Here is a 20653-nt window from a genome sequence, read left to right on the forward strand (position 1 = left end):
GTTATAAAGCGGAGCGCCGCTGGCTGGCCTTACGGTACTGCAGCGGCGTCTGGCGCATCATCTTTTTAAAACAGGTAATGAAGTAGGTCACCTCGCCAAATCCCACCGCCACTGCGATGGCATCAACGCTCTCATCGCTATTACGTAGCAGATCGCAACTGCGTTTTATTCGCCGGGTGAGCAAATATTCATGGATATTGCCGCCGGTCTGCTGACGAAAAACCCGCGAGGTGTAGCTGCGCGAAAGTCCGAGGTCGCAAGCCAGCTGGTCAAGGGAAAACTTGCTGGCATAGTGGGCTTCGATCCAGTTCATAATCCGCGAGGCGACGGTCTGCTGGCGCGGCGGGTAGCGTTGCGGCTGCTCGGGTAGAAACGTCATTAGCTGCATCATCAAAAACGCCACCTCGCAGGCGGTGGTCTGCTCGTTATCCTCCAGACGCTGAAACTGTTCAAGGATCCTTTCGATAAATGCCGCGTGCTCGCTGAGGTCGTAAATTTGCGCCGGCAGATTGCTGGCGGCCAGCGCCGCGAACTGGGCCTGATGGCGCGGGAAAGCGCTGAGCGCGCTCTCGACGACCGACTGCTCAATGTGCATGGTGGTGCGGTGATAAGGATTTTTATCGCTATGATCGACCTGCACTTTGTGCAAACGGAAGGGCGGGAAGATAAATAATCGCCCCGGACGGGCGGTGTAGTGCTGGTTATCCACCACCACGATGCCATAGCCGCTGGAAATATAAAGCAATTCAACGCATTGATGCCAGTGGTAGTAAAGCACGCTGGTGGTGTACATGCGATTAAACGAAATGGCCTGCCGATCGAGCGTAATACGTTCCAGCAGTTGCGCTTCGCCCATTTTGCCTCCAAGACAACAGATTTAAATTTTTACGCCATCATTTGCAATTTATCCTCCGCGCGGTCGACAAAATCCAGCAAAAATGAAATGGCGGTTTAATTTTGTGAGTCTGCTCACTCAGCGCCGGGAATAAAAGCGGTTACTCTTCATCCAGACGTCGCACACGTGGCTTGATAAAAGCTTAATAACAATAACTTACCTCTACCCTCGTGTTATACGGGAGGACCCTGTGCAACCTGAAAATATTCATCTGGATAACCCACTGATAAGCCGGGAAGAGGTGCTACGGCTGGTCAATGAAATGCTGAACGCGGTAGCGCCTTATTTTAAAAACGACGCCAGCCGCATTGATTTAGCGAACTTCACCGCTCACTACGGCCAGCAGGTCGCGAGCATGGAAACCTTTTCCCGTCTGCTGTGGGGCGTAACGCCGCTGTTGGCTGGCGGCAGCGAGCCGCAGCATTTCTCCTTCTATTTACAGGCGATAAAAAACGGCACCAATCCGCAGCATGCCGATTATTGGGGCGAAGTCGCGCCTTACGATCAACGCATTGTCGAGATGGCGGCTTACGGACTATTGCTGGCGCTGGCGGGCGAAACCGTACTGGCGCACTTCACTGCTGCGGAAAAAGAGAACTTATGGCGCTGGTTAAAGCAGTGCGAGACCCAGGATATCCCGGATAATAACTGGCACTTCTTTCCGATTCTGGTACAGGTTGGCTTTCATTATTGTGGAATGCCGACCAATCCGCAGGCGCTGGAAGATCATTTTGCCGCCATGGAACGTTATTACCTCGGCGATGGCTGGTATTCGGATGGTCCGGGCCGCCCGCGCGACTATTACATCTCGATGGGCTTCCATTTCTATGGCCTGATTTACGCGAAGCTGATGGCCGATGTCGATCCGCGGCGCTGTGCGGAACTGCGTCAGCGGGCCGCGCGTTTCTCCTCTGACTTCATCCATTTCTTTGCCGATGACGGCGCGGCGATCCCGTTCGGCCGTAGTCTGACCTATCGCTTTGCCGAAGCGGCGTTCTGGAGCGCGGCGGCCTTCGCCGGGCTGGAGGTATTTTCGCCGGGCGTGATTAAAGGCATCGTATTGCGCCACCTGCGCTGGTGGCTGAAGCAGCCGATGTTCGATCGCGACGGCGTACTGAGCGTCGGCTACAGCTACCCGAACCTGGCGATGGCGGAAGATTACAACGCGCCGGGTTCACCGTACTGGGGGCTGAAAACCATGCTGGTGCTGGCGTTAGGCGAGGGCGACGCCTTCTGGCAGGCGGCTGAACTGCCGCTGCCGCCGCTGCCCGCGCAGCACACAATAGCCCATGCGGATCAGGTGCTGGTACATCAGGCCGATCACCTGTGGATGCTGACTTCCGGCCAGCTGGAGCTGAACAACTTCGTTAATACTGAAGCGAAATACTGCAAATTTGCCTACTCCACCCGCTTTGGTTTCACCATTGAACGGGGGCGCTACGGGTTGAACCATGCCGCTCCCGATTCGATGCTGCTGCTGGCCGAAAAGGATAACTACTGGCGCGGTCGCCGCGAATGCCAGCAGGTGGTTACCGCTGATGGCACTATTTACAGCCGCTGGCTGCCGTGGCGCGACGTGGTGATTGATAGCTGGCTACTGGCGCTGGGCGACTGGCAACTGCGCGTCCACCGCATAGCTACCCAGCGCGCGCTGGATTGCGCGGAAGGCGGCTTTAGCCTGGCGAATCGTCCGCTGCCGCAGGCGCAAGAGAGTGATGGCGCCTGCTGCTTACGCAGCGCCCGCGATATCTCGGCGATTTTCTGTTTACATCCGCACGCCCGCCGCGGCGAGACGGTGCTGACGCCGCCGAACAGCAATCTGTTGTTCGCCGAACGCGCGGCGGTGCCGGTGCTGCGCGGCGAGCTCGATGCGGGGACGCATTGCCTGGTAAGCGCGGTATGGGCGGGGAATGCCGCCGACTTCGATCCGCAACACTGCCCACAGGCCTTCATTAGCGATGACGCGGTACGCTTCGTGACGGCACGACAAGAAACGACGCTCGTTCTGGCCCCGGAGGCATCGCTATGAGCACATCATCATCCGTACGCGCCGCGCAGTACAAAATGAGTACCTTTATTTTTCTCTACTTTTTCACCTGGTCATCCAGCTTTGGCCTGTACGCGCTGTGGCTGAGCCAGAAGGTAGGTCTCGATAGCATTACCATCGGCAGCGTGTTCGCCATTAATGGCGTTTTCGCGGTGGTCCTTAAGCCGGTGTACGGCTACATCATGGACAAAATCGGCATGAGCAAGTGGCTGCTCTATTTTGTCTGCGCCATTTCCGCGCTGATGGCGCCGTTCTTCGCGCTGGTGTACCAGCCGCTGCTGCAAAGCCACGCGACGCTGGGGATTATCATCGGCGCGCTGTATTTGAGCCTTGGCTGGTACGCCGGGGTGGCGGCTTCCGAATCTTATGCCGACCGCTTTAGCCGCCTGTACGGGTTGGAGTTTGGCCGTATCAGAATGTGGGGTTCGCTGGGCTGGGCGATGGCGGCTTCGGTCTCCGGACTGCTGTTTAACTTCACGCCGCTGGCTAACTTTTTGCTCAGCAGCGGCACCTCGGTACTGATGCTGCTGGTGCTGATTAGCCTCAAAATTGGTGATGAACAGTTGCGCAATAACAACGTTATTTCCGCGAATAAGATCGTCTTTGCCGATGTGTTGATGCTGCTGAAAAATCGCAAATTCTGGATGTTCAGCCTCTACGTCGCCGGAGTGGCGTGGATGATGTTCATCGCCGAGCAGCAGTTCCCGCGCTATTTCGTCTCGTTCTTTGCCACCAAAGAGCAGGGCAACGCCTGGTACGGCTATCTGAGTACCGTCCAGTCGGGGATGGAGTTCGTAATGATGATGTTTATCCCATGGCTGGTGAACCATTATGGCGCCAAGCGCGGCCTGCTGTTCTGCGGCTGCGTGGTGGGGGCGCGGCTGATTGCCTCCGGCCTGACCAACGACCCGATTGTCATCTCCATCATCAAACCGTTTTACGGCGTCGAGATCGCGCTGCTGCTGATTTCAGTTTTCAAATACATCGCCGAACACTTCCATCGTCGGGTTAACGCCACGATGTACCTGCTGGGTTACCAGGCAATGATTTACGTCGGATCGATTGTGGTCGCGCCGCCGGCGGGTTACCTGTACGACAAAATCGGCTTTGAGCATACCTATCTGCTGATGGGCTGCTGCGCCCTGACGTTTACGCTGATTTCCGCTTTTACGCTATCGCGCTGCCAGTCGAAGCGCGATGCCTCACGACCCTTTACTCAGGCTTTAGATACCGCCTCGGTTGAACCGGCCAAACATTAATTCAGGAGTTGTTATGACCAAATCTGTTATCACCGAAGCGCTACGGCCGATAGAACTGCATCAGGTCGACCGCCTGGCGTTGAGCCAGAAGCTGGAAGACGCGCTGGCCCGCGTGACGCGCAAGCTGGACAAAAATATCGTTGCCTTCGGCGATAAGTTCCCCGGCGAAGCCTGTGAAAACGGCATCTGGCCGCGTACCGAGAACGTAGAGTGGACCACCAGTTTTTGGCCGGGCCAGCTGTGGCTGGCGTGGGAGATGACCGGCAAAGCGCACTACCGCGAAGCCGCCGAGCGCTATTTACCGTCGTTCGCCCGGCGTATTGAGCAGCGTATCGACACCGCGACCCACGACCTCGGCTTCCTTTATTCGCTCTCCTGCATCAGCGCCTGGCGGCTCACCGGCAATGAAGCCGCTCGCCAGTCGGCGCTGCTGGCTGCCGAGCGCCTGATGGAGCGTTTTAACCCGACGGCCAAAATTATCCAGGCGTGGGGCGACTTAAACGATCCGGAGCAGCAGGGGCGAATGATCATCGACTGCAATATGAACCTGCCGCTGCTGTACTGGGCCAGCGAGCAGACCGGCGACCCGCGCTACGCGCAGGCGGCAACGGCGCACGCCGGGCAGGCGGCAAACTATATCGTGCGTGAAGACGCTTCGACTTATCACACCTACTATATGGATGTGCAGACCGGCGAGCCGCGCTTTGGTAACACTCATCAGGGCTACAGCGATACTTCATGCTGGTCGCGCGGCCAGGCGTGGGGCATTTACGGTTTCCTGCTGAGCTATCAGCACACCGGCGATAAGCAGATGGTTGAGCTGTCGCGCAGCCTGGCGCACTACTTCCTCAACCGCCTGCCGGAAGATGATGTTTGCCATTGGGATCTGGCGCTGCTCGGCACCGATGCCGTGCGCGACAGTTCGGCGGCGGCGATTGCCGCCTGCGGCCTGCTGGAGCTGGTCAAGGCGCTGCCAACGCTCGACGCCAACCGCGCGTATTACGAAGAGATGGCGCTACGCATTGCGCTATCGCTGACCGACAACTACCTGGCCCACGACGATGACCCTACCGAAGGGCTGCTGCAGCACTCGGTTTATCATATGGGCAGCGGAAAGGGCGTCGATCAGTGCTGTAGCTGGGGTGACTATTTCTATCTTGAGCTGCTGGCGCGGCTGCGACAGATTTGGTACCCGTACTGGTAATCCTCAAGGAATGGAGAACGAGATGAAAAACGTAGCCGTGTTATTAGCCCCCGGGTTTGAAGAGGGGGAAGCGATAGTCACTATCGATATCCTGCGCCGTCTGAATATTGCGGTGCAGACGATTGCCTGCGGCGAGAGTCGCGAAGTGGTGAGCTACCACGCTATCCCGATGCTAGCGGATAGCACCCTGAAGGCCAGCTTCGATCAAACCTTTGATGCCGTGGTGTTGCCGGGCGGCCCGGAAGGCAGTGTTAATCTGGCGAAAAGCGCGGAGGTCATTGCCTTCGTTCGCCGCCACGATGAAGCGGGCAAATATATCTGCCCGATTTGCTCCGCCGCCGCCCGCGTGTTGGGCGGTAACGGGCTGCTGAAGGGGCGTCGCTATGTCTGTTCTGGCGATCTTTGGCAGCAGGTGAGCGATGGCGTGTACGTGGATGCCGACGTCGTGGAAGACGGCAATCTGCTCAGCGGCCGGGGGCTGGGCAAGGTGTTTGATTTCGCTTTTACCCTGGCGGCGCGGCTGCAGGGCGATGAAGCGCCGGCGCGCGAACAGGCGGAACATATTTATTATCCGTGGCCCTAGCCGCACGGCATGCTGTTAAAGGTTTCACTGCCCGTGTCATGCGGGCAGTGGCTGGATTAGTGGCAGTCTGGTACGCGTTCAGCTTTTTCACGGCTGATATCTAGCAGCGCGCTGCGGAAAGAGGCATTAAACATCGGTCCATGGCCCAGGCCCGGGAAATCCCAAACAGCGGCATCTACCTCTTTCTCTTTCAGCGTAGTCATCGCGGTATTCACTTTTGTTAGCACGTGATCAGCGTTCGAATCCCGCTTATCGCCCGGCGTCGCTGACCCTTCCATAATGACCAGACTTTTGCCGCAGTACGACGCAGGTTCGGCCGTCGTGATACGGCTAAGTAGCGCAAAGTTATCCCGGCTAAGCGATGGGCTGGCGCTATAGTAAGCGCGGAAGTACGAGGATGACAGCCAGGAGTCGAGCACAAACAGGCCGCCGAAGGAGTGGCCCCACAGGCCGCGGCGCTGCGGATTGATACTCAATCCTTGCTCCGCCTTAACGGCGATATGCGTTTCCAGCAGTTGACGGAAATCATGACTCCCCCCGCTTTTACGATCGGTTGGTGCCTGGCCGTTTCCTTTGACGGCAGGCGTATAATCATAGGACCGGCCCTTCAGATCGAAAGGCAGGTTGGTCTGATAGCCGACCGCGACGATCACCGGCGGCGATTGCGCCGTGAGCTGTTTGAGCAGCTCGTCAGACAGACGGTCCATTACCGCATTGCCGTCAAGCATATATAACACCGGGTAGCCGGTGGGCGGCGCGGCTTTGTTCGGCACTGCCGTCCACACCCGATAGTGGCGTGCGCCGTCGGCGGAGTCGAACTGATGGACGCTGAAGTGGTAAAAGGCCGAACCCTTTTCGGCGATATTGGGCCCCAGCGGCTGCATATCGGGTTTTGCTAAGACAGGAGCGCTGTAACTGAGCGTAAGGCAAGAGAAAATGGCAAAAAGCGTCCTGCGCGGGGGCGTGGAGCGAGACTCGCGGGCATACATCTGATGATTTTTCCTTTTCCGCCGGTGAATTTTAATTTTAGCCTGTACATACCGTTTGGGGGTACCGTGCCAGACAGGGTGTTAACAAAAACAATAATAAGAATAATTACCAATTTCATTTGAGGATTGCAATGATTAATAGGAATCGAATGAAAGCGGAAAGGCGTATAGGGCAAATCTCAGTTGTAGGGAATGGAGGGAATATCAGATCGGAGCAGTAAGCGCTCGGAAAGTAAGGATAAAAAGGAATGAGCGGGGACACGGTAGGTGATAGATATGGACTGATGTCTGCAATCAGTCACGCCATGCGACGTGTTTTGATGTTTATTATTATTAAAGGTTGGTATGTAAATAGAGAGATGTAAACGTTCGTGGTTAATACTGTGGTGGTAGGAATGTTTATTATGATGGTTTTTTATAAAGATGGATTTCTATTTTATCCAAATGGCGGATTTCTTATTTCACCATAATCTCCCGGTACATTGTTCTTGGTAAAGATAGTTGTATGGAGCATTTTTATAAAGTGTATTAACGCGGCAGGGGCCTTGCAAGCGGGAGAGAATATTATAAGGAGGGAAATATTCTCTCCCTTCACCGGAAAGTGAGGGAATGCCATAGGATAATGTGGCCATGGAACGTCCCGCATTTTTCTGGAAAGATGATAAGAAGTGCTTACGCTTTCCATTGATTTCAATTGTTTTTCTTTTTTGCAATCATGGAATTATACACTCGCCATAATGACACTATCAACATTCCAGACGCCGGACGTCGTTCGTCTGAAGGAACACCTCAGCGGCGTCCAGTCGCATTAGAGAATCGCCGTAACCCTTTCATACTACAGGTATAACCGGAGCCACTTCTGGTTATCGTTTTTCTTGCGGCTCTCTCCGGCCAGCGAGCCTGTTGATGGGCAGAGCATCGTCAAAAAAACGCCGTTTTTTTTATATCTTAAGTGCGTGGTAATTTGTTTTTTATCAATGGGTTATTGTGTTTCGCTAAGGTAAGTAAAGATAACTTTAGGGGTTGGGTAGATGTTGATAAGAATAATGAAGCTAACTTCATTTTAAATTAAGCGCAAAGCTTACTATCTTGGCATTTAATTCAATCTATTACTTTCTTTACCCTCAGCAGGAAAGAGGTTGTAGACGCTGGTGGTTTATTCATTGGCGCTGTGATAGCGCGTTTGAGTTGGCCGTAACCATCCCCGGTAATCGGGGGAAGCACATTGATTTTTCGGGGGGAGAGAGGGCGGTCTTCTCCTGAAACACTATTCATCCCGCCAGAGAAAACATTATGGAAACTAAAGAGTTTGTTCTGAACGACAAAAAATTCATGTTGGTAAAATTACAAGCGTGGAATCGCCTGATGTTTGTTGCGGATTTACAGAAAGATATTCTTACGCCGCTTCTGGATAACCTGGGCGAAAAATCTCTGGAAGGTGTTTTTTCAGCTGTATCCGAGCAGGGCGCTAAGCCAGATGTAATGAAGTTATTAAAATCACTGTCTGGTGTAATCGATAGTCGTAATTTAGAGAAATGGGTAAAAAGAGTACTCTCTGAGGGAATGATTGTTTCTATCAAAGAGGATGAACAAAAAGTAAAACTATCTTTCCACGAGCTTACAAAACTATTCTCGGCTCCGCAAGATATTATCATGCTGATGAAAGAAGCCATTGTATTTAATCTCGATGGCATTCTCGACATTATTAAGGGTATGGGAGGGAAAAAGGCTGATACACCGCAAATAAGCTAAAGAGGAGCTCAGGAGAATAGCTCTTCAAACTATAAGAAAATACATTGAATCAGAAATGGAATAGGGATGTTCCTGGGTGGTTTTGAGCTTATCACCGTGTGTTTTCTTTTTTATTAATAAATATGGACTGAATTTATATGAATGGAACAATAGATTTTTTCTCGCCAACAGGCGAAAAACTCGCAAGCACGGCAGAAATGACAGGGGCTGCCCCGGTCGAAAGCGGAGCGATCCGTTTACCTGTATCTGCGAGGGATGTCACGGGCGTACAAAAGGATAAGAACGCCCTTAATATCTTAATGAAAGATAATCAAAAAATCGTCATCGAAGACTTTTTTGGCGACACAAAAAAGAAGCTGGTTTTTGACGATGGTAAGGAGATTTTTGAGGCTGATTATCTCGACAAAGAACAATTCAATGGTCTGCAATTTAAACCATTACAGAGCTTTGAAGAGGTGTTTACCGCGGCTGAACCAGCCGCGAACGATAGCGATGTTTATGTATGGGTCGTGCCATTAATCGCCGCGGTTGCGATCGGTGGTCTCGCCATTGCCGCCGTTAATGATAACGACGACGGCGGTGATAATAGCCAGGATAAGGCCAAAGCCAAACTCAAGGAAGCGAAAGACGGCGCCAATCAGGCGATCGACACTATGGCGTACCTGAGCAGCGAACAGAAAGAAGCCGCTCACCAGGCCGTTGAAAATGCGACCACCGTAGATGAGGTGCAGAAAGCTCTGTCCGACGCCACGGCGAAAAATCTTGAAGAAGCCAAAGCCGATGCCAATCAGGCGATCGACGGCATGACGCATCTGAGCGATGAGCAGAGAGGGGCGGCTCAACAGGCGGTGAACGTTGCGACCGGCGTTGTGGGCGTAGAGGAAGCGCTTGCTGACGCGGTGGCGAAAAACCTTGAGGAAGGCAAAGCCGACGCCAGTGAGGCAATCAACGCCATGGCGTACCTGAGCGACGAACAGAAGGCTGAAGCTCAGAAAGCCGTTGATAATGCGAGCAGCGTCGACGAGGTGCAGAAAGCGCTGGCCGATGCCGTGGCGAAAAACCTTGAGGAAGGTAAAGCCGACGCCAATGAAGCGATCGACAATATGGCGTACCTGAGCAACGAGCAGAAGGCCGAGGCACACCAGGCGATCAATGGCGCGACTGACATTGCGCAGGTGGAAAAAACCGAGGCCGATGCCGCGGCGACAAACCTTGAGGCAGGCAAAGCCGACGCCAACAAGGCGATCGACGATATGGCGTACCTGAGCAACGAGCAGAAAGCCGAGGCGCAGCAAGCGGTGAACGACGCGACCGACATTGCGGGCGTGGAAAAAGCGGTGGCCGATACCGCGGCGAAAAACCTTGAGGAAGGTAAAGCCGACGCCTATCAGGCGATCGACGATATGGCCTATCTGAGCGATGAGCAGAAAGAAGCGGCCCGCCAGGCGGTGAAAGACGCGACGGACCCGGCGGGGGTAGAGAAAGCGCTGACTGATGCCGTGGCGACAAACCTTGAGGAAGGTAAAGCCGACGCCAATAAGGCGATCGACGACATGGCCTATCTCAGCGACGAGCAGAAAGAAGCGGCTCACCAGGCAGTGAACGACGCCACCGATATTGCGGGCGTGGAGAAAGCAGAGACTGCTGCCGCGGCGACAAACCTTGAGGAAGGCAAAGCCGACGCCAATAAGGCGATCGACGACATGACCTATCTCAGCGACGAGCAGAAAGAAGCGGCTCACCAGGCAGTGAACGACGCCACCGACATTGCGGGCCTGGAGAAAGCCGAAGCCGCCGCTGCCGCGAAAAACCTTGAGGAAGGCAAAGCCGACGCCAATAAGGCGATCGACGACATGGCCTATCTCAGCGACGAGCAGAAAGAAGCGGCTCACCAGGCAGTGAACGACGCCACCGATATTGCGGGCGTGGAGAAAGCAGAGACTGCTGCCGCGGCGACAAACCTTGAGGAAGGCAAAGCCGACGCCAACAAGGCGATCGACGACATGACCTATCTGAGCGACGAGCAGAAAGAAGCGGCTCACCAGGCAGTGAACGACGCGACAGGCGTGGCGGGCCTTGAGCAAGCGCTGGCCGATGCCACCAGCAATAACCTTGATGGCGCGAAAGATAGCGCCAACAAGGCGATCGACGCTATGGATAACCTGAGCAAGGATGAAAAGGACGCAGCGCATCAGGCGGTAAACGACGCCACCGATATCGCGGGGGTGGAGAAAGCTCAATCCGACGCCGCTACCCTCAATGCTGAAAACGAACCGTCATTCCTGGAAGATATTCTCAGCGGCATCTGGAATGCGATTATTGCCATTCCGAAAGGATTGTTAGAAGCACTTAAATCGGTTATTCCGATGTTAAGTGATTACCACTTTTTGCTCGAATCCGCGCCTGCGGCACTGACCGGCGTCGCCCTGGTCGCCTGGGAGGCATTCGTTGAAGTCATTCACGTGCCATTAAGTTTTATTTCCAACATGGTTCAGTGGGTGACAGGATTTATCACCGGTATTCTGGGAGGGATTTGGGGACCATTAGGAACCATTCCGCAAATCTTTAATGGTTTACTGATTCTCGTAGATGGCCTGGGTAACGGCTTTAAAATTATTGTAGAGAGTATCGGTGTTGGTCTTATTAGCCTGCCTGCGATCGTTACCGGCGCCATAGGTTGGGTGATAACCCTGGTTAAAGGATTTACCGCTTTACTAAACGGTGATTCCTCCGCAATGGAAGATTTCGTCGCTGATTTCTCGCAATCGCTATTGCAAAACCCACTGATTCCATTAGTACTGGGCGACTTGTTCGTCGCTATTATGGCTATTCCTAAGCTAGGTGTTGAGGTTATAAGCGTCATTGCCGAATGGGTTTTGGGGATTATTACCGGATTCCTGCAGTTTATTCCGGGATTAATACCGATTGCCAGTGTGGTTTCAGATTTCACGTTGGCCATTGATGGCGTTCTTATTGCTATTCATTATGGCTTAAGTAATGTTGTTAACCTGGTCACGAAACTGGGTATGGCGTTGATTATGGGTCTCCCGATTGCCATGAGTGCTGGGACATCGGCGGTAACCATAGTTGAAGCCTTTATAAAAGGCATGCTGGGTTTAAACTCGGATTCCGATACTCCAGATACGCCAATTAATAATTTCATTGACTCTATTATTGACTTTATTTCTTCGCCGATCGAAGGCCTCAAGAATATTTTTTCTTCTATTTCCAATAGCATTCAGGATTTCTTTAAAGATCCGGCCGCCTTTATTGGGAATGTGATCCAGAGTGCTATTGATGTTATTCTTGCGCCATGCAAGTTTATTATTGATACAGTAGGTTCTATTATTGATTTTATTGCCGCGCCGTTTGAGGCTATCGGCAAAGTTATTGGTAATCTCATAGAATGCATTGGTAACTTCCTCAGCGATCCGTTTGGCGCTATTGGTAACATATTCCAGGATATCATAGATATTATTCTTGCGCCGTGTAAGTTCTTTATTGACACGGCTAGCTCCATCTTTAATTTTATTACTAATCCGATTGATTCGATATTAAAACTGCTCGGCGATCCTCTAACATTGATGGTCAAATTTATTAGCGACCCAGTCGGAACGGTTACAGATATTATTAACTCGGTCATTGATGCCATCTTGAGTCCATTTAAGGGAATCATTGATTTTGTCTCCGAAGTTATTTATGGCATCACTCATCCGCTGGAAACGATCTCTAATATCATTAACGATATTGTCGCGAAAATTTTTGGCGGCTCCTCCAATGACAATGTGGCCGCCAATGCGCTCAATACTTTAGCTGATTCCGTTGAAACTGCTGCCGAGGCGGCGAAACCAGCGGCTGAAACCCTTGATAAACTGCTCGTTAGCGCAGAAAAAACGGTTGATAATCTTCTGGAAAAATCTGTGGGTGAAGGCAGCGAGAAAAGTTTGTCTACTGATGATTTGGCCACCATGACCAATACGCTTAATGAGTTAGCCACTTACTCTGATAGCAACGTAACTTCGCTTAACGAAATGGTTGATTCGCAGACTTCTCAGGCTTCACAGGCTTCTAAGGAAGCAGTAAACGAAGAGTTGACTGATGAACAGCTCGCTTCGCTGACGGAGGAAAATAATGCCAACGATATCAATTTGGATTCTCTGGTAGGTGAAGAAAACAATTCCGTCGTGGCAGAAAACAAAGTTACTGAACAGCAACAAGGTGCTGAAGATTCTGGAGAATATAACTCACTGAATCAAATCGTCAATCAGCTACAGCTAAATGAAGAAAGTTATCAGTATGCTGCTGCTTAATTCTAAGTAATACCTTTCCCGGCTGCTACATCGGTTAGCCGCCGGGATTGGTCAGCCACATAGCTTTACAGTATGTGGTTCTCAACGGTGTCATGAGATGTACCTTCATGCACGATACCAGATATACATCATCATGGAATGATAACGCGTTGTATTTATAATTCAGGGAGCTATCCAGTGGGACTTACTCATAAAGCACGACTCTATTTATCCGTTGCCATAGGAAATCTGTTAATGATTGCTAGTGCTTCCTGTGAGCTTATCACTTTTCCCGTTTCATTTGTTAATGAGGATAAATCATCAACGTCACCAGAAACTCCACAACCAAATAAGCCACTGTCCAATGATGCCCCAGTTGTATATGCTAAACCGGTTGAAAAAACTCAACTTGCAAAACAACTGCCGCCTGCTGCACCTGCAGATACGGTTATAAAAAATATTATTTCTTCAAAAGAAAAATATAATCTGCACAGCGCAATGCTGATGGCCGTTAGCTGGCACCCGGAAATTAAACGGGCAATAGCTGAATCGGAAAGACTAAAGTCGATGATAGATGAGGTTAAATCTGCATATTATCCTAATGTGCAAATGGGCCTTAATTCCGGTATCGCCAAAGATGATTATAGTGATGATAATAATAAAACCAATCAACTCAACTTATCAGTTGAGCAGATGATTTATGATTTTGGTAGCACCAGTGACCGGGTTGAGCTCTCTCAACTGAATGTCGCCAGCGCCAGCTACGAAATAGAAAAAGAGATTAATGATATTCTTTATCAGACGATTGGCGCCTATTTGCAAATAGTCCGCTATCATCAACTCAGCGCTGCGGCAAAGGAACGTATTGACGGTTTTTCTAAGATCAAAGATTTAACGAAAAAACGCGTTGCTTTGGGGGCCAGCGCTGAATCTGATTACTCTCAGGCAAACCTCAGAGTAGCCGAGGCACTCTCAAATTATAATGATTATATTTCGCAATATAAAAAATGGCTGGCTACGCTGGATCATTTATTAAATAAAAAAATATCAGCCAGTATTATCATGGAGTTCCCGGCTGAAATCGAAGAACTCTATAATAATATCCTACGTGATAATCCAGTTAATATTGACTCACCGGCAATCAGGATTGCCAGAGCTAAAATTGATATAGCCAAAAAACAAATCGATGTTCAGAAGAATGAATATTATCCGACAATAACGTTGGCGCCTTACTATGAACATGATTTGACTGAACAATCGACTAACAATGGCACCACCAAAAACCGCGACCGTTATGGCGCATTTATTAATGTAAAAGTCCCGCTTTATCAGGGCGGATCTGTATCCTCTAAGGTACAGCAAGCACAAGAAGCGCTCAATACTGCGCAATTTAACTTAGATGCTGAAAAGAATAATGCCGATCAGAGAATAATGGAATATTCGAGCCAAATGCGAAACACCAAAATTAGCCTCGAAAACAAACGCGAAAGGGAGCAGAGCGCTTTAAGAACGCGTAATCTTTATATGTCACAGTACCTGGAGTTGGGGGCTCGTTCGGTTTCCGATTTAACTAGCGCTGAAGCCGAGATCCATCAGACCAAAGCCGACATCATTAATAGTCATTATACTTTGTCGAACCTTGCCATGGAAAGTCTGTACTACGCTGGCAAATTAATTAATTTAATGAAAAATAAAGGATGATATAGTGCAAGATATGGATTTCTTTTCCTCTATGGAAAGTGACAGTGGCGCCAAAGAGTACTATCTGGAGCAGTGGAAAAGCGCGTTAGTGACTATCGCGCACCATTATCGTCTCAATGTTTCAGAACAGAATATCCTGATAACATCTTTATGGCATGATAAAGATTCAAGCAGTAAAGTTGTAGAGATTATGAGTCGCCGGGCAGGGCTTTCTTTTAAGGAAGACGCTGTTGCGGGTTATCGTTTTAATTCGTGGTTGTTTCCGCAAGTGCTGGAAATGAAAGATGGCCGTCTGGCCATTATCAAGAGTATTGATGAAGATAAAAATTTTGTTGTCTCGTTTATTGAAGATAATGAGCTGATCTCACTATTACAAGAAGATGAGGTCCGCGCTGAAGGTCGTAGAATTATCACGCTGCGCCCGGCCAAAAATGTCTCCGATCCTCGCATTGATGATTACATCAAGCCGGCTGAAAAGTACTGGGTCTGGAAAATTATTTTTGCCGACATGAAACCATACTATCTGGTCATACTGGGGTCTCTGTTTGTCAATGTGCTTGGTCTGGCCGGTATTACTTACTCTATGCAGACCTACGACCGCGTCATTCCAGCACAGTCACATCCTACAATGTGGGTGCTTTTCATTGGTGTGATCCTGGCGCTTATTTTTGATTTCACCTTGCGCTTAATTCGCTATAGCGTAACTGATATCCTCGGCAAGCGTGCAGACTTGATTATTTCAGACAGGGTCTTTGGTCGTGCCTTGAGGATTAAAAACCCTTATCGCCCGAAATCAACAGGGTCGTTTATTTCTCAGCTAAAGGAACTGGAACAGGTTCGTGAAATGATGACTTCGTCAACCGTCGTTGCCATCACGGATTTACCGTTCTTCTTTATGTTCCTGGTAATTATCTATTTTTTGGGGGGAATTGTCTTCCTCGTACCTTTAGCTGGGGCCATTCTTATGGTGCTTCCTGGTCTATTAAGTCAAAAGAAACTGTTCAGGTTAGCCAACACGGCTACGCGAGAATCCAGTCTGCGTAACGCCATGCTGGTCGAAACGGTTCAAGGGCTGGACGACATCAAATTTTTGCAAGCCGAGCATCGCTTTCAACAGCAATGGCTGCACTACATTAAGACGACGGCAGAAAACAGTCTGGAATTAAAGCATCTGACGCATACCTTAACAACCTGGTCATATTTCGTCCAGAGTTCGGTGTTTGTATGCCTGGTACTGGTAGGAACTCCCTTTGTTATGTCCGGCGATCTGTCAACCGGGGCATTAGTGGCCTCATCCATTCTGAGCTCAAGAATGATGGCGCCTATTGCGCAAATAGCGAGCATCATTACTCGTTGGCAACAAACCAAAGTCGCGATGACTGGTCTCGACTCGATAATGCAATTACCCATCGATCAACCGGAACATCAGCGGTTGATTCACAAGAAATTTATCGAAGGCCAGTATTCGATTACCAACGCGGCTTTTACGCATCAGGTAGACGGTCAGAAAATCGCGGTGAGTATTGATTCGCTGGAGATCAAAGCGGGTGAGCGTATTGCCATTCTTGGGCGCAATGGTTCGGGTAAGTCATCGCTGTTAAACGCGCTTTCAGGGATGATGCATCAGAAGTCCGGCGAAGTAATTCTGGATGGTATCAATATTAATGATATCGATCCCGCCGATCTGCGTCGTGATGTTGGATACCTGAGCCAAAACTCTCGACTATTTTTCGGTTCGCTTCGTGAAAATATTACACTGGGATCCCCCCTGGCCCAGGATGAAGATATTATTGAAGCCATTAAGATAACCGGTGCCATTAATTTCATCAACCAGCTACCATCGGGTTTAGATTATATTATCCAGGAGGGTGGGCACGGTCTTTCTGGCGGACAGCAGCAGACTATTCTGTTGGCTCGACTGGTATTGCGTAATCCTAATATTGTTATTATGGATGAACCCACTTCCTCACTGGATGATGTGACAGAAGATGAGTTCGTCAAAAAAATGAACAACTGGATTTCCGGTAAAACAGTTATTATTGCTACCCATCGTAAGAAAATATTGGATCTTGTTAATCGAACTATCGTGGTGTCTGGCGGTAGGGTGGTGTTAGATAAACGCAAAGATGAAATTATTGATGATATGTAATTAATATATTGCCACTAATTATATCATTATATTTCGCCCAGCTATTTTAAATGATGGTTTTTAATGAAAAATATACCAGGAAAAGTAAAAAAGAATTTTATACTTACAAAGGACTTTTGTAAGAATGTTTTTTTTACAACGGATAAGGATGCGACTCATAGGGTACGAGAGACTGACGAGTTTACGCTTGCCGACACGCATGGCGGCGTTAAGACTAGCCGGGCATTGTATATATTGCTCAGCGTTATCTTTTTTCTCAGCGTATTTTTGCTGTGGGCTTCTATGTTTAGTATTGATGAAGTCTCGAAAGGCGATGGGAGGGTTATCCCCAGCTCGAAAGAGAAGATCATTCAATCTCTTGATGGTGGGATTCTCGATAGAATCAACGTTACTGAAGGACAGATAGTTCAGGTGGGGGATATTATTGCTAATCTGGATACGATAAGAACCCAGGCTGCAGTGATGGAATCTGAATCCAAATATCGGGCGCTATTGGCCAGCAAAGTTAGACTTTTGGCGGAGATTAGCAATCGTCCTTTAGTTTTTCCTGATGAATTACATGATTTTGCAGAAATCACCGATAGAGAAATGGTGCTTTATACTTCGCGGAAAAATAATTATATCGCGTCGATGAAAGATATTCAGGCGTCAAGAGTATTATTGAATAACGAACTCGCGATTAACACTCGACTTATGGCCCAGGGGGCATCAAGTAAAGTTGATGTTATCAGACTCAGGAAGCAGCTCGTCGATCTGAATATGAAAGAATCAGAGCTAAACTACAACTATCAGGTAAAATCTGGAGAGGAACTATCGAGAATTTCCGGAGAAGTTGATTCGTTATATCAGAAGATCATCGGTCAGCGCGATCTACTGAAAAAATCGACCATCACTTCTCCAGTCAGGGGCATTGTGAAAAATATTGAAGTTAACACTATTGGTGGCGTCATTCCCCCAAATGGAACTATCATGAACATCGTTCCCCTTGATGACCGATTACTTATCGAGGCTAAAATATTGCCACGTGATATCGCTTTTATTCATCCAGGACAGCGTGCGATCGTCAAAATCACCGCCTATGACTACTCAATCTATGGGGGACTGGATGGTGAGGTGGTAACAATTTCACCTGACACGATTTCCGATCCTCAAAAACCGGAAGTTGTTTTTTATCGTGTTTATATCAGAACCACGAAGGACCATTTGCAAACTAAAGATAATAAACAGCACTTTATTTCTCCTGGGATGGTGGCGAGTGTAGATATCAAGACCGGCAAAAAGACAATCCTTCAGTACCTGATTAAACCATTTAACAAGGCTGGTGAAGCGCTTAGGGAAAGATAGCCAGATGGGGCTTATGCTGGCGAATCACCGTATGTCAAAACTAAAACGGGTTTCTGTCACCAGGGGGGCGTCATACCAGATGCGTCCCCCTGGACCGGGAGAGGAAAAGCAACCGGAGGTAATAGAAGGCGTCCGGTTTATTCCGCGTGGCGTCTCAACGATCTCACGACGACGTCGCGGAATCGACTCCCACAATTGCTGACTGGTGACCAGTAAAATATATCTTGTTGATAATACATTAACCTGATTGATTACAATAAAAAACAGGCATGCGATGCACGAAAATTATCGGGATATTGAAGCCATCCCGCTTGAGTTGTATGGTAAGGTCTTTTCCTGTCTGATAAAAAAATTCGGGGAGATGAATATTTACATTTCCTTTTTCACTGTTATCTCCGTAAAACTTCTCTACTCTTTTACTGTGAAAAGTATAAATATCATCCATTCTTGTATAGGTAAAACTAATCACTCTCCTGATATTTATCCGAATACCATTGTCTACCGCATAACCATACATTGTTAACTCGCCTTTATTACCGCCAAAAATAAAACCATAACTTGCATCTAATTTAAAATCATTGTTAATGAGAGTATGGCGGCTATGGCATGAAATAGCACTGTCGGTATTAAATGGAGAGGGTAAATAAAAATATACCCCTGCAAAAGCGCCTAAACATGCAAGTGAGCATAAAATGGATTTATATCTCATGGTGTTTCCTCTAATTCTCTCGCTATGGTAACGGAGCGACAGTCTTGTTGTTTTTTATTATATGTAGCGCAGTTGATTATGTTTATTTTTGATTGCATCGGAGATACGGTAAAAAAAACGTTCTCTTTATTAAAGCAGGGTAACCCGACACTTTTCATTATGTTTTTAATTTCATTTTCAGAATATTGATCACCTATAGTGTAGATGAAGCAGTTCGTGGATGAGAGTTGGTTATAAGATTTGAATATATTATCATTAGTGAAGCTTATGTACATGAATCCCAATACGGTTATCAGTATTAATAATATAGCTCCGGTGAATAAAACGTAGCGGGTTTTTATTTGTAATCTATTCTTTTTCGCAACCTGAATCGTTGACGTGAGGACCATATCAGAACCAAATTCGGGAGGAAGCGATACAGGTATCTCCTCGGTGAAGTGTTTTTTGCCGATTTCAACGGACGGCACTGGTTCTATATCCTTTTCCGCTGTGCCTTCTGGTGTTTGATTACTCTCATTGAGTTGAAACGCCGGGGGGGTATCCTGCGTAATTAATACACTGACACTATTGTTAAAAATAATACCATGACGTGGGACGGTTTCAATAACATCACATAATTCCAGCTGTGCCAGTTTTCTACGTAGATGTAGTATGCTCTGATAAAAAGTATTAGAACTCACCGTGGACTCTCGCTTCAAGCCCCAGGCGTACAGGATTAGCTCATCCTGAGATACAAGACGTCCTTGGTTTTTTAATAATCTATCCAGACAAAGGCTTGCTGGAACATGAAGTTTAAGTTTTGTTCCAGTATTCATGTCCTCTATTGTTCTGCGAAATGGAATAAATTTAACACGACCATTAATTATAAAGTAATGATTATTTTTTGAGCCGCTTTCTTTTTCTTCGATCATTAAAAAATCCTTTTATATTAATGGTTTATTTCTTCCGCGCTAAGACGAGTAGGATAACTTAATATGAAATAAAATCTCTAAATTAAGGCATAACTAAAGTGAATAAGAATAAGAAATGACTTTTCAGTGTAAACCAATCAGAAAACTATCTATTCTTCACAATAGAAAGCGAAGCGCTTTATTAGTTTGCTTTGTAATAAAAAAAGAATCAACAACAACAATGAATTTCAGAATGATTAAAATTGATGATGACTTATCTGTTATACATTGTGCTTTGACGATGGAATATCATTTTTATGTCAAGAATCAATATGTAAAATTGGGTCTTGATACGATGTATGATGAGCTTAGACTGGGTGAAAAAAGTAAAATATATATACTTGAGGAGCTTGGTTTCCTTAGTGTCTATACTTTATTATATATGATTCATTTGATTTATGAACGCAGGGATGCCTCAATCATCATACTGAGCGATAGAATCGTTCAGGGAGATGCGTCTTTGTTCTTTGTATCAAAACGTTCATCAATAGATGAGTGGCGTAAAATATTACTGGTTGATAATTCAAAACAAATTAAAGTATTAATTTCGTATTACTATTCAATTTGCAATGGGGAAGGGTTAACCCAACAGGCGCATGCTGTTTTACTGATGACCCGGGGAATTAAAACCATTGGCTCTATATGCAATACGTTGAATCTTAACAGGAAACAAGTTTCATATTATCACTCAAAACTCAAAGAGAAACTTGGTTTGCATGACCCGATGTTATTTTATAACTATCTCAACTGGTTATAACAGCGCGCTGGCCCCGAAGGGGTGA

At 48.2% G+C, this 20653-nt stretch carries 14 protein-coding genes; 10 read left to right on the forward strand and 4 right to left on the reverse strand.

Annotated elements, in window-relative coordinates:
* Nucleotide 1 precedes the first annotated feature (1 nt).
* Complete coding sequence (locus KGA69_RS09930; RefSeq protein WP_047065659.1) at nucleotides 2-856, reverse strand: AraC family transcriptional regulator; 855 nt, start codon at nucleotides 854-856, stop codon at nucleotides 2-4.
* Nucleotides 857-1085: 229 nt separating this feature from the next.
* Between KGA69_RS09930 and KGA69_RS09935 the strand changes: the two genes are divergently transcribed.
* From KGA69_RS09935 to KGA69_RS09950, 4 genes are read left to right on the forward strand one after another with little or no spacing between them, the layout of a single operon-like run.
* On the forward strand, nucleotides 1086-2924 hold the full coding sequence (locus tag KGA69_RS09935; protein ID WP_049060908.1) for a DUF2264 domain-containing protein: 1839 nt from the start codon (nucleotides 1086-1088) through the stop codon (nucleotides 2922-2924).
* Nucleotides 2921-4201: an oligosaccharide MFS transporter gene (locus KGA69_RS09940; RefSeq protein WP_049060907.1), complete on the forward strand. Its 1281-nt coding sequence runs from the start codon at nucleotides 2921-2923 to the stop codon at nucleotides 4199-4201. Before KGA69_RS09935 ends, KGA69_RS09940 begins: the two co-directional genes overlap by 4 nt.
* A 13-nt stretch (nucleotides 4202-4214) precedes the next feature.
* Nucleotides 4215-5405, forward strand: a complete 1191-nt coding sequence (locus tag KGA69_RS09945) for a glycoside hydrolase family 88 protein (protein ID WP_213293053.1) — start codon at nucleotides 4215-4217, stop codon at nucleotides 5403-5405.
* A gap of 22 nt (nucleotides 5406-5427) precedes the next feature.
* On the forward strand, nucleotides 5428-5988 hold the full coding sequence (locus KGA69_RS09950; RefSeq protein WP_049061504.1) for a DJ-1/PfpI family protein: 561 nt from the start codon (nucleotides 5428-5430) through the stop codon (nucleotides 5986-5988).
* 56 nt (nucleotides 5989-6044) lie between these two features.
* Here the strand turns inward: KGA69_RS09950 and KGA69_RS09955 are convergent, their stop codons facing one another.
* The gene (locus tag KGA69_RS09955; protein ID WP_049061503.1) at nucleotides 6045-6977 is read right to left on the reverse strand and encodes an alpha/beta hydrolase; all 933 of its coding nucleotides are present in this window, start codon (nucleotides 6975-6977) and stop codon (nucleotides 6045-6047) included.
* 1293 nt (nucleotides 6978-8270) lie between these two features.
* Between KGA69_RS09955 and KGA69_RS09960 the strand changes: the two genes are divergently transcribed.
* The 5 genes from KGA69_RS09960 to KGA69_RS09980 all read left to right on the forward strand — a co-directional run bounded on the left by KGA69_RS09960 (nucleotide 8271) and on the right by KGA69_RS09980 (nucleotide 18212).
* On the forward strand, nucleotides 8271-8729 hold the full coding sequence (locus KGA69_RS09960; protein ID WP_047078369.1) for a phage tail assembly chaperone: 459 nt from the start codon (nucleotides 8271-8273) through the stop codon (nucleotides 8727-8729).
* Between the two features lie 137 nt (nucleotides 8730-8866).
* Nucleotides 8867-13039 carry a BapA/Bap/LapF family prefix-like domain-containing protein gene (locus KGA69_RS09965; RefSeq protein ID WP_213293055.1) on the forward strand — a complete coding sequence of 1391 codons (4173 nt, stop codon included), beginning with the start codon at nucleotides 8867-8869 and terminating at the stop codon, nucleotides 13037-13039.
* A 234-nt stretch (nucleotides 13040-13273) separates the two neighbouring features.
* The gene (locus tag KGA69_RS09970; protein WP_213293056.1) at nucleotides 13274-14719 is read left to right on the forward strand and encodes a TolC family protein; all 1446 of its coding nucleotides are present in this window, start codon (nucleotides 13274-13276) and stop codon (nucleotides 14717-14719) included.
* A 13-nt stretch (nucleotides 14720-14732) separates the two neighbouring features.
* Nucleotides 14733-16868, forward strand: coding sequence for a type I secretion system permease/ATPase (locus tag KGA69_RS09975; protein ID WP_063447636.1), 2136 nt, complete (start codon nucleotides 14733-14735; stop codon nucleotides 16866-16868).
* A 63-nt stretch (nucleotides 16869-16931) separates the two neighbouring features.
* Nucleotides 16932-18212, forward strand: a complete 1281-nt coding sequence (locus tag KGA69_RS09980; RefSeq protein WP_213293057.1) for an HlyD family efflux transporter periplasmic adaptor subunit — start codon at nucleotides 16932-16934, stop codon at nucleotides 18210-18212.
* Nucleotides 18213-18450: 238 nt separating this feature from the next.
* Here the strand turns inward: KGA69_RS09980 and KGA69_RS09985 are convergent, their stop codons facing one another.
* Both KGA69_RS09985 and KGA69_RS09990 read right to left on the reverse strand, forming a co-directional pair.
* Complete coding sequence (locus KGA69_RS09985; protein WP_080986135.1) at nucleotides 18451-18921, reverse strand: hypothetical protein; 471 nt, start codon at nucleotides 18919-18921, stop codon at nucleotides 18451-18453.
* Nucleotides 18918-19832: a winged helix-turn-helix domain-containing protein gene (locus tag KGA69_RS09990; protein WP_049061651.1), complete on the reverse strand. Its 915-nt coding sequence runs from the start codon at nucleotides 19830-19832 to the stop codon at nucleotides 18918-18920. The genes KGA69_RS09985 and KGA69_RS09990 overlap by 4 nt, the downstream gene beginning before the upstream one ends.
* Before the next feature lie 232 nt (nucleotides 19833-20064).
* On the opposite strand from KGA69_RS09990, the gene KGA69_RS09995 reads away from it, so the two are divergent.
* A complete protein-coding gene (locus KGA69_RS09995; protein ID WP_063447594.1) occupies nucleotides 20065-20628 on the forward strand; it encodes a hypothetical protein in 564 nt (187 codons plus the stop codon).
* Nucleotides 20629-20653 lie beyond the last annotated feature (25 nt).

Source organism: Klebsiella sp. A52, assembly GCF_018388785.1.
Lineage (GTDB): Bacteria > Pseudomonadota > Gammaproteobacteria > Enterobacterales > Enterobacteriaceae > Klebsiella > Klebsiella aerogenes.

Excerpts from the sequence above, each read along its gene's own strand:
- KGA69_RS09980 (WP_213293057.1), top strand. The coding sequence starts at position 16,932 with ATGAAAAATATACCAGGAAAAGTAAAAAAGAATTTTATACTTACAAAG.
- KGA69_RS09930 (WP_047065659.1), bottom strand. The coding sequence starts at position 856 with ATGGGCGAAGCGCAACTGCTGGAACGTATTACGCTCGATCGGCAGGCC.
- KGA69_RS09970 (WP_213293056.1), top strand. The coding sequence starts at position 13,274 with ATGATTGCTAGTGCTTCCTGTGAGCTTATCACTTTTCCCGTTTCATTT.
- KGA69_RS09960 (WP_047078369.1), top strand. The coding sequence starts at position 8,271 with ATGGAAACTAAAGAGTTTGTTCTGAACGACAAAAAATTCATGTTGGTA.
- KGA69_RS09955 (WP_049061503.1), bottom strand. The coding sequence starts at position 6,977 with ATGTATGCCCGCGAGTCTCGCTCCACGCCCCCGCGCAGGACGCTTTTT.
- KGA69_RS09990 (WP_049061651.1), bottom strand. The coding sequence starts at position 19,832 with ATGATCGAAGAAAAAGAAAGCGGCTCAAAAAATAATCATTACTTTATA.
- KGA69_RS09995 (WP_063447594.1), top strand. The coding sequence starts at position 20,065 with ATGATTAAAATTGATGATGACTTATCTGTTATACATTGTGCTTTGACG.
- KGA69_RS09940 (WP_049060907.1), top strand. The coding sequence starts at position 2,921 with ATGAGCACATCATCATCCGTACGCGCCGCGCAGTACAAAATGAGTACC.
- KGA69_RS09950 (WP_049061504.1), top strand. The coding sequence starts at position 5,428 with ATGAAAAACGTAGCCGTGTTATTAGCCCCCGGGTTTGAAGAGGGGGAA.
- KGA69_RS09965 (WP_213293055.1), top strand. The coding sequence starts at position 8,867 with ATGAATGGAACAATAGATTTTTTCTCGCCAACAGGCGAAAAACTCGCA.
- KGA69_RS09945 (WP_213293053.1), top strand. The coding sequence starts at position 4,215 with ATGACCAAATCTGTTATCACCGAAGCGCTACGGCCGATAGAACTGCAT.
- KGA69_RS09975 (WP_063447636.1), top strand. The coding sequence starts at position 14,733 with ATGGATTTCTTTTCCTCTATGGAAAGTGACAGTGGCGCCAAAGAGTAC.
- KGA69_RS09985 (WP_080986135.1), bottom strand. The coding sequence starts at position 18,921 with ATGAGATATAAATCCATTTTATGCTCACTTGCATGTTTAGGCGCTTTT.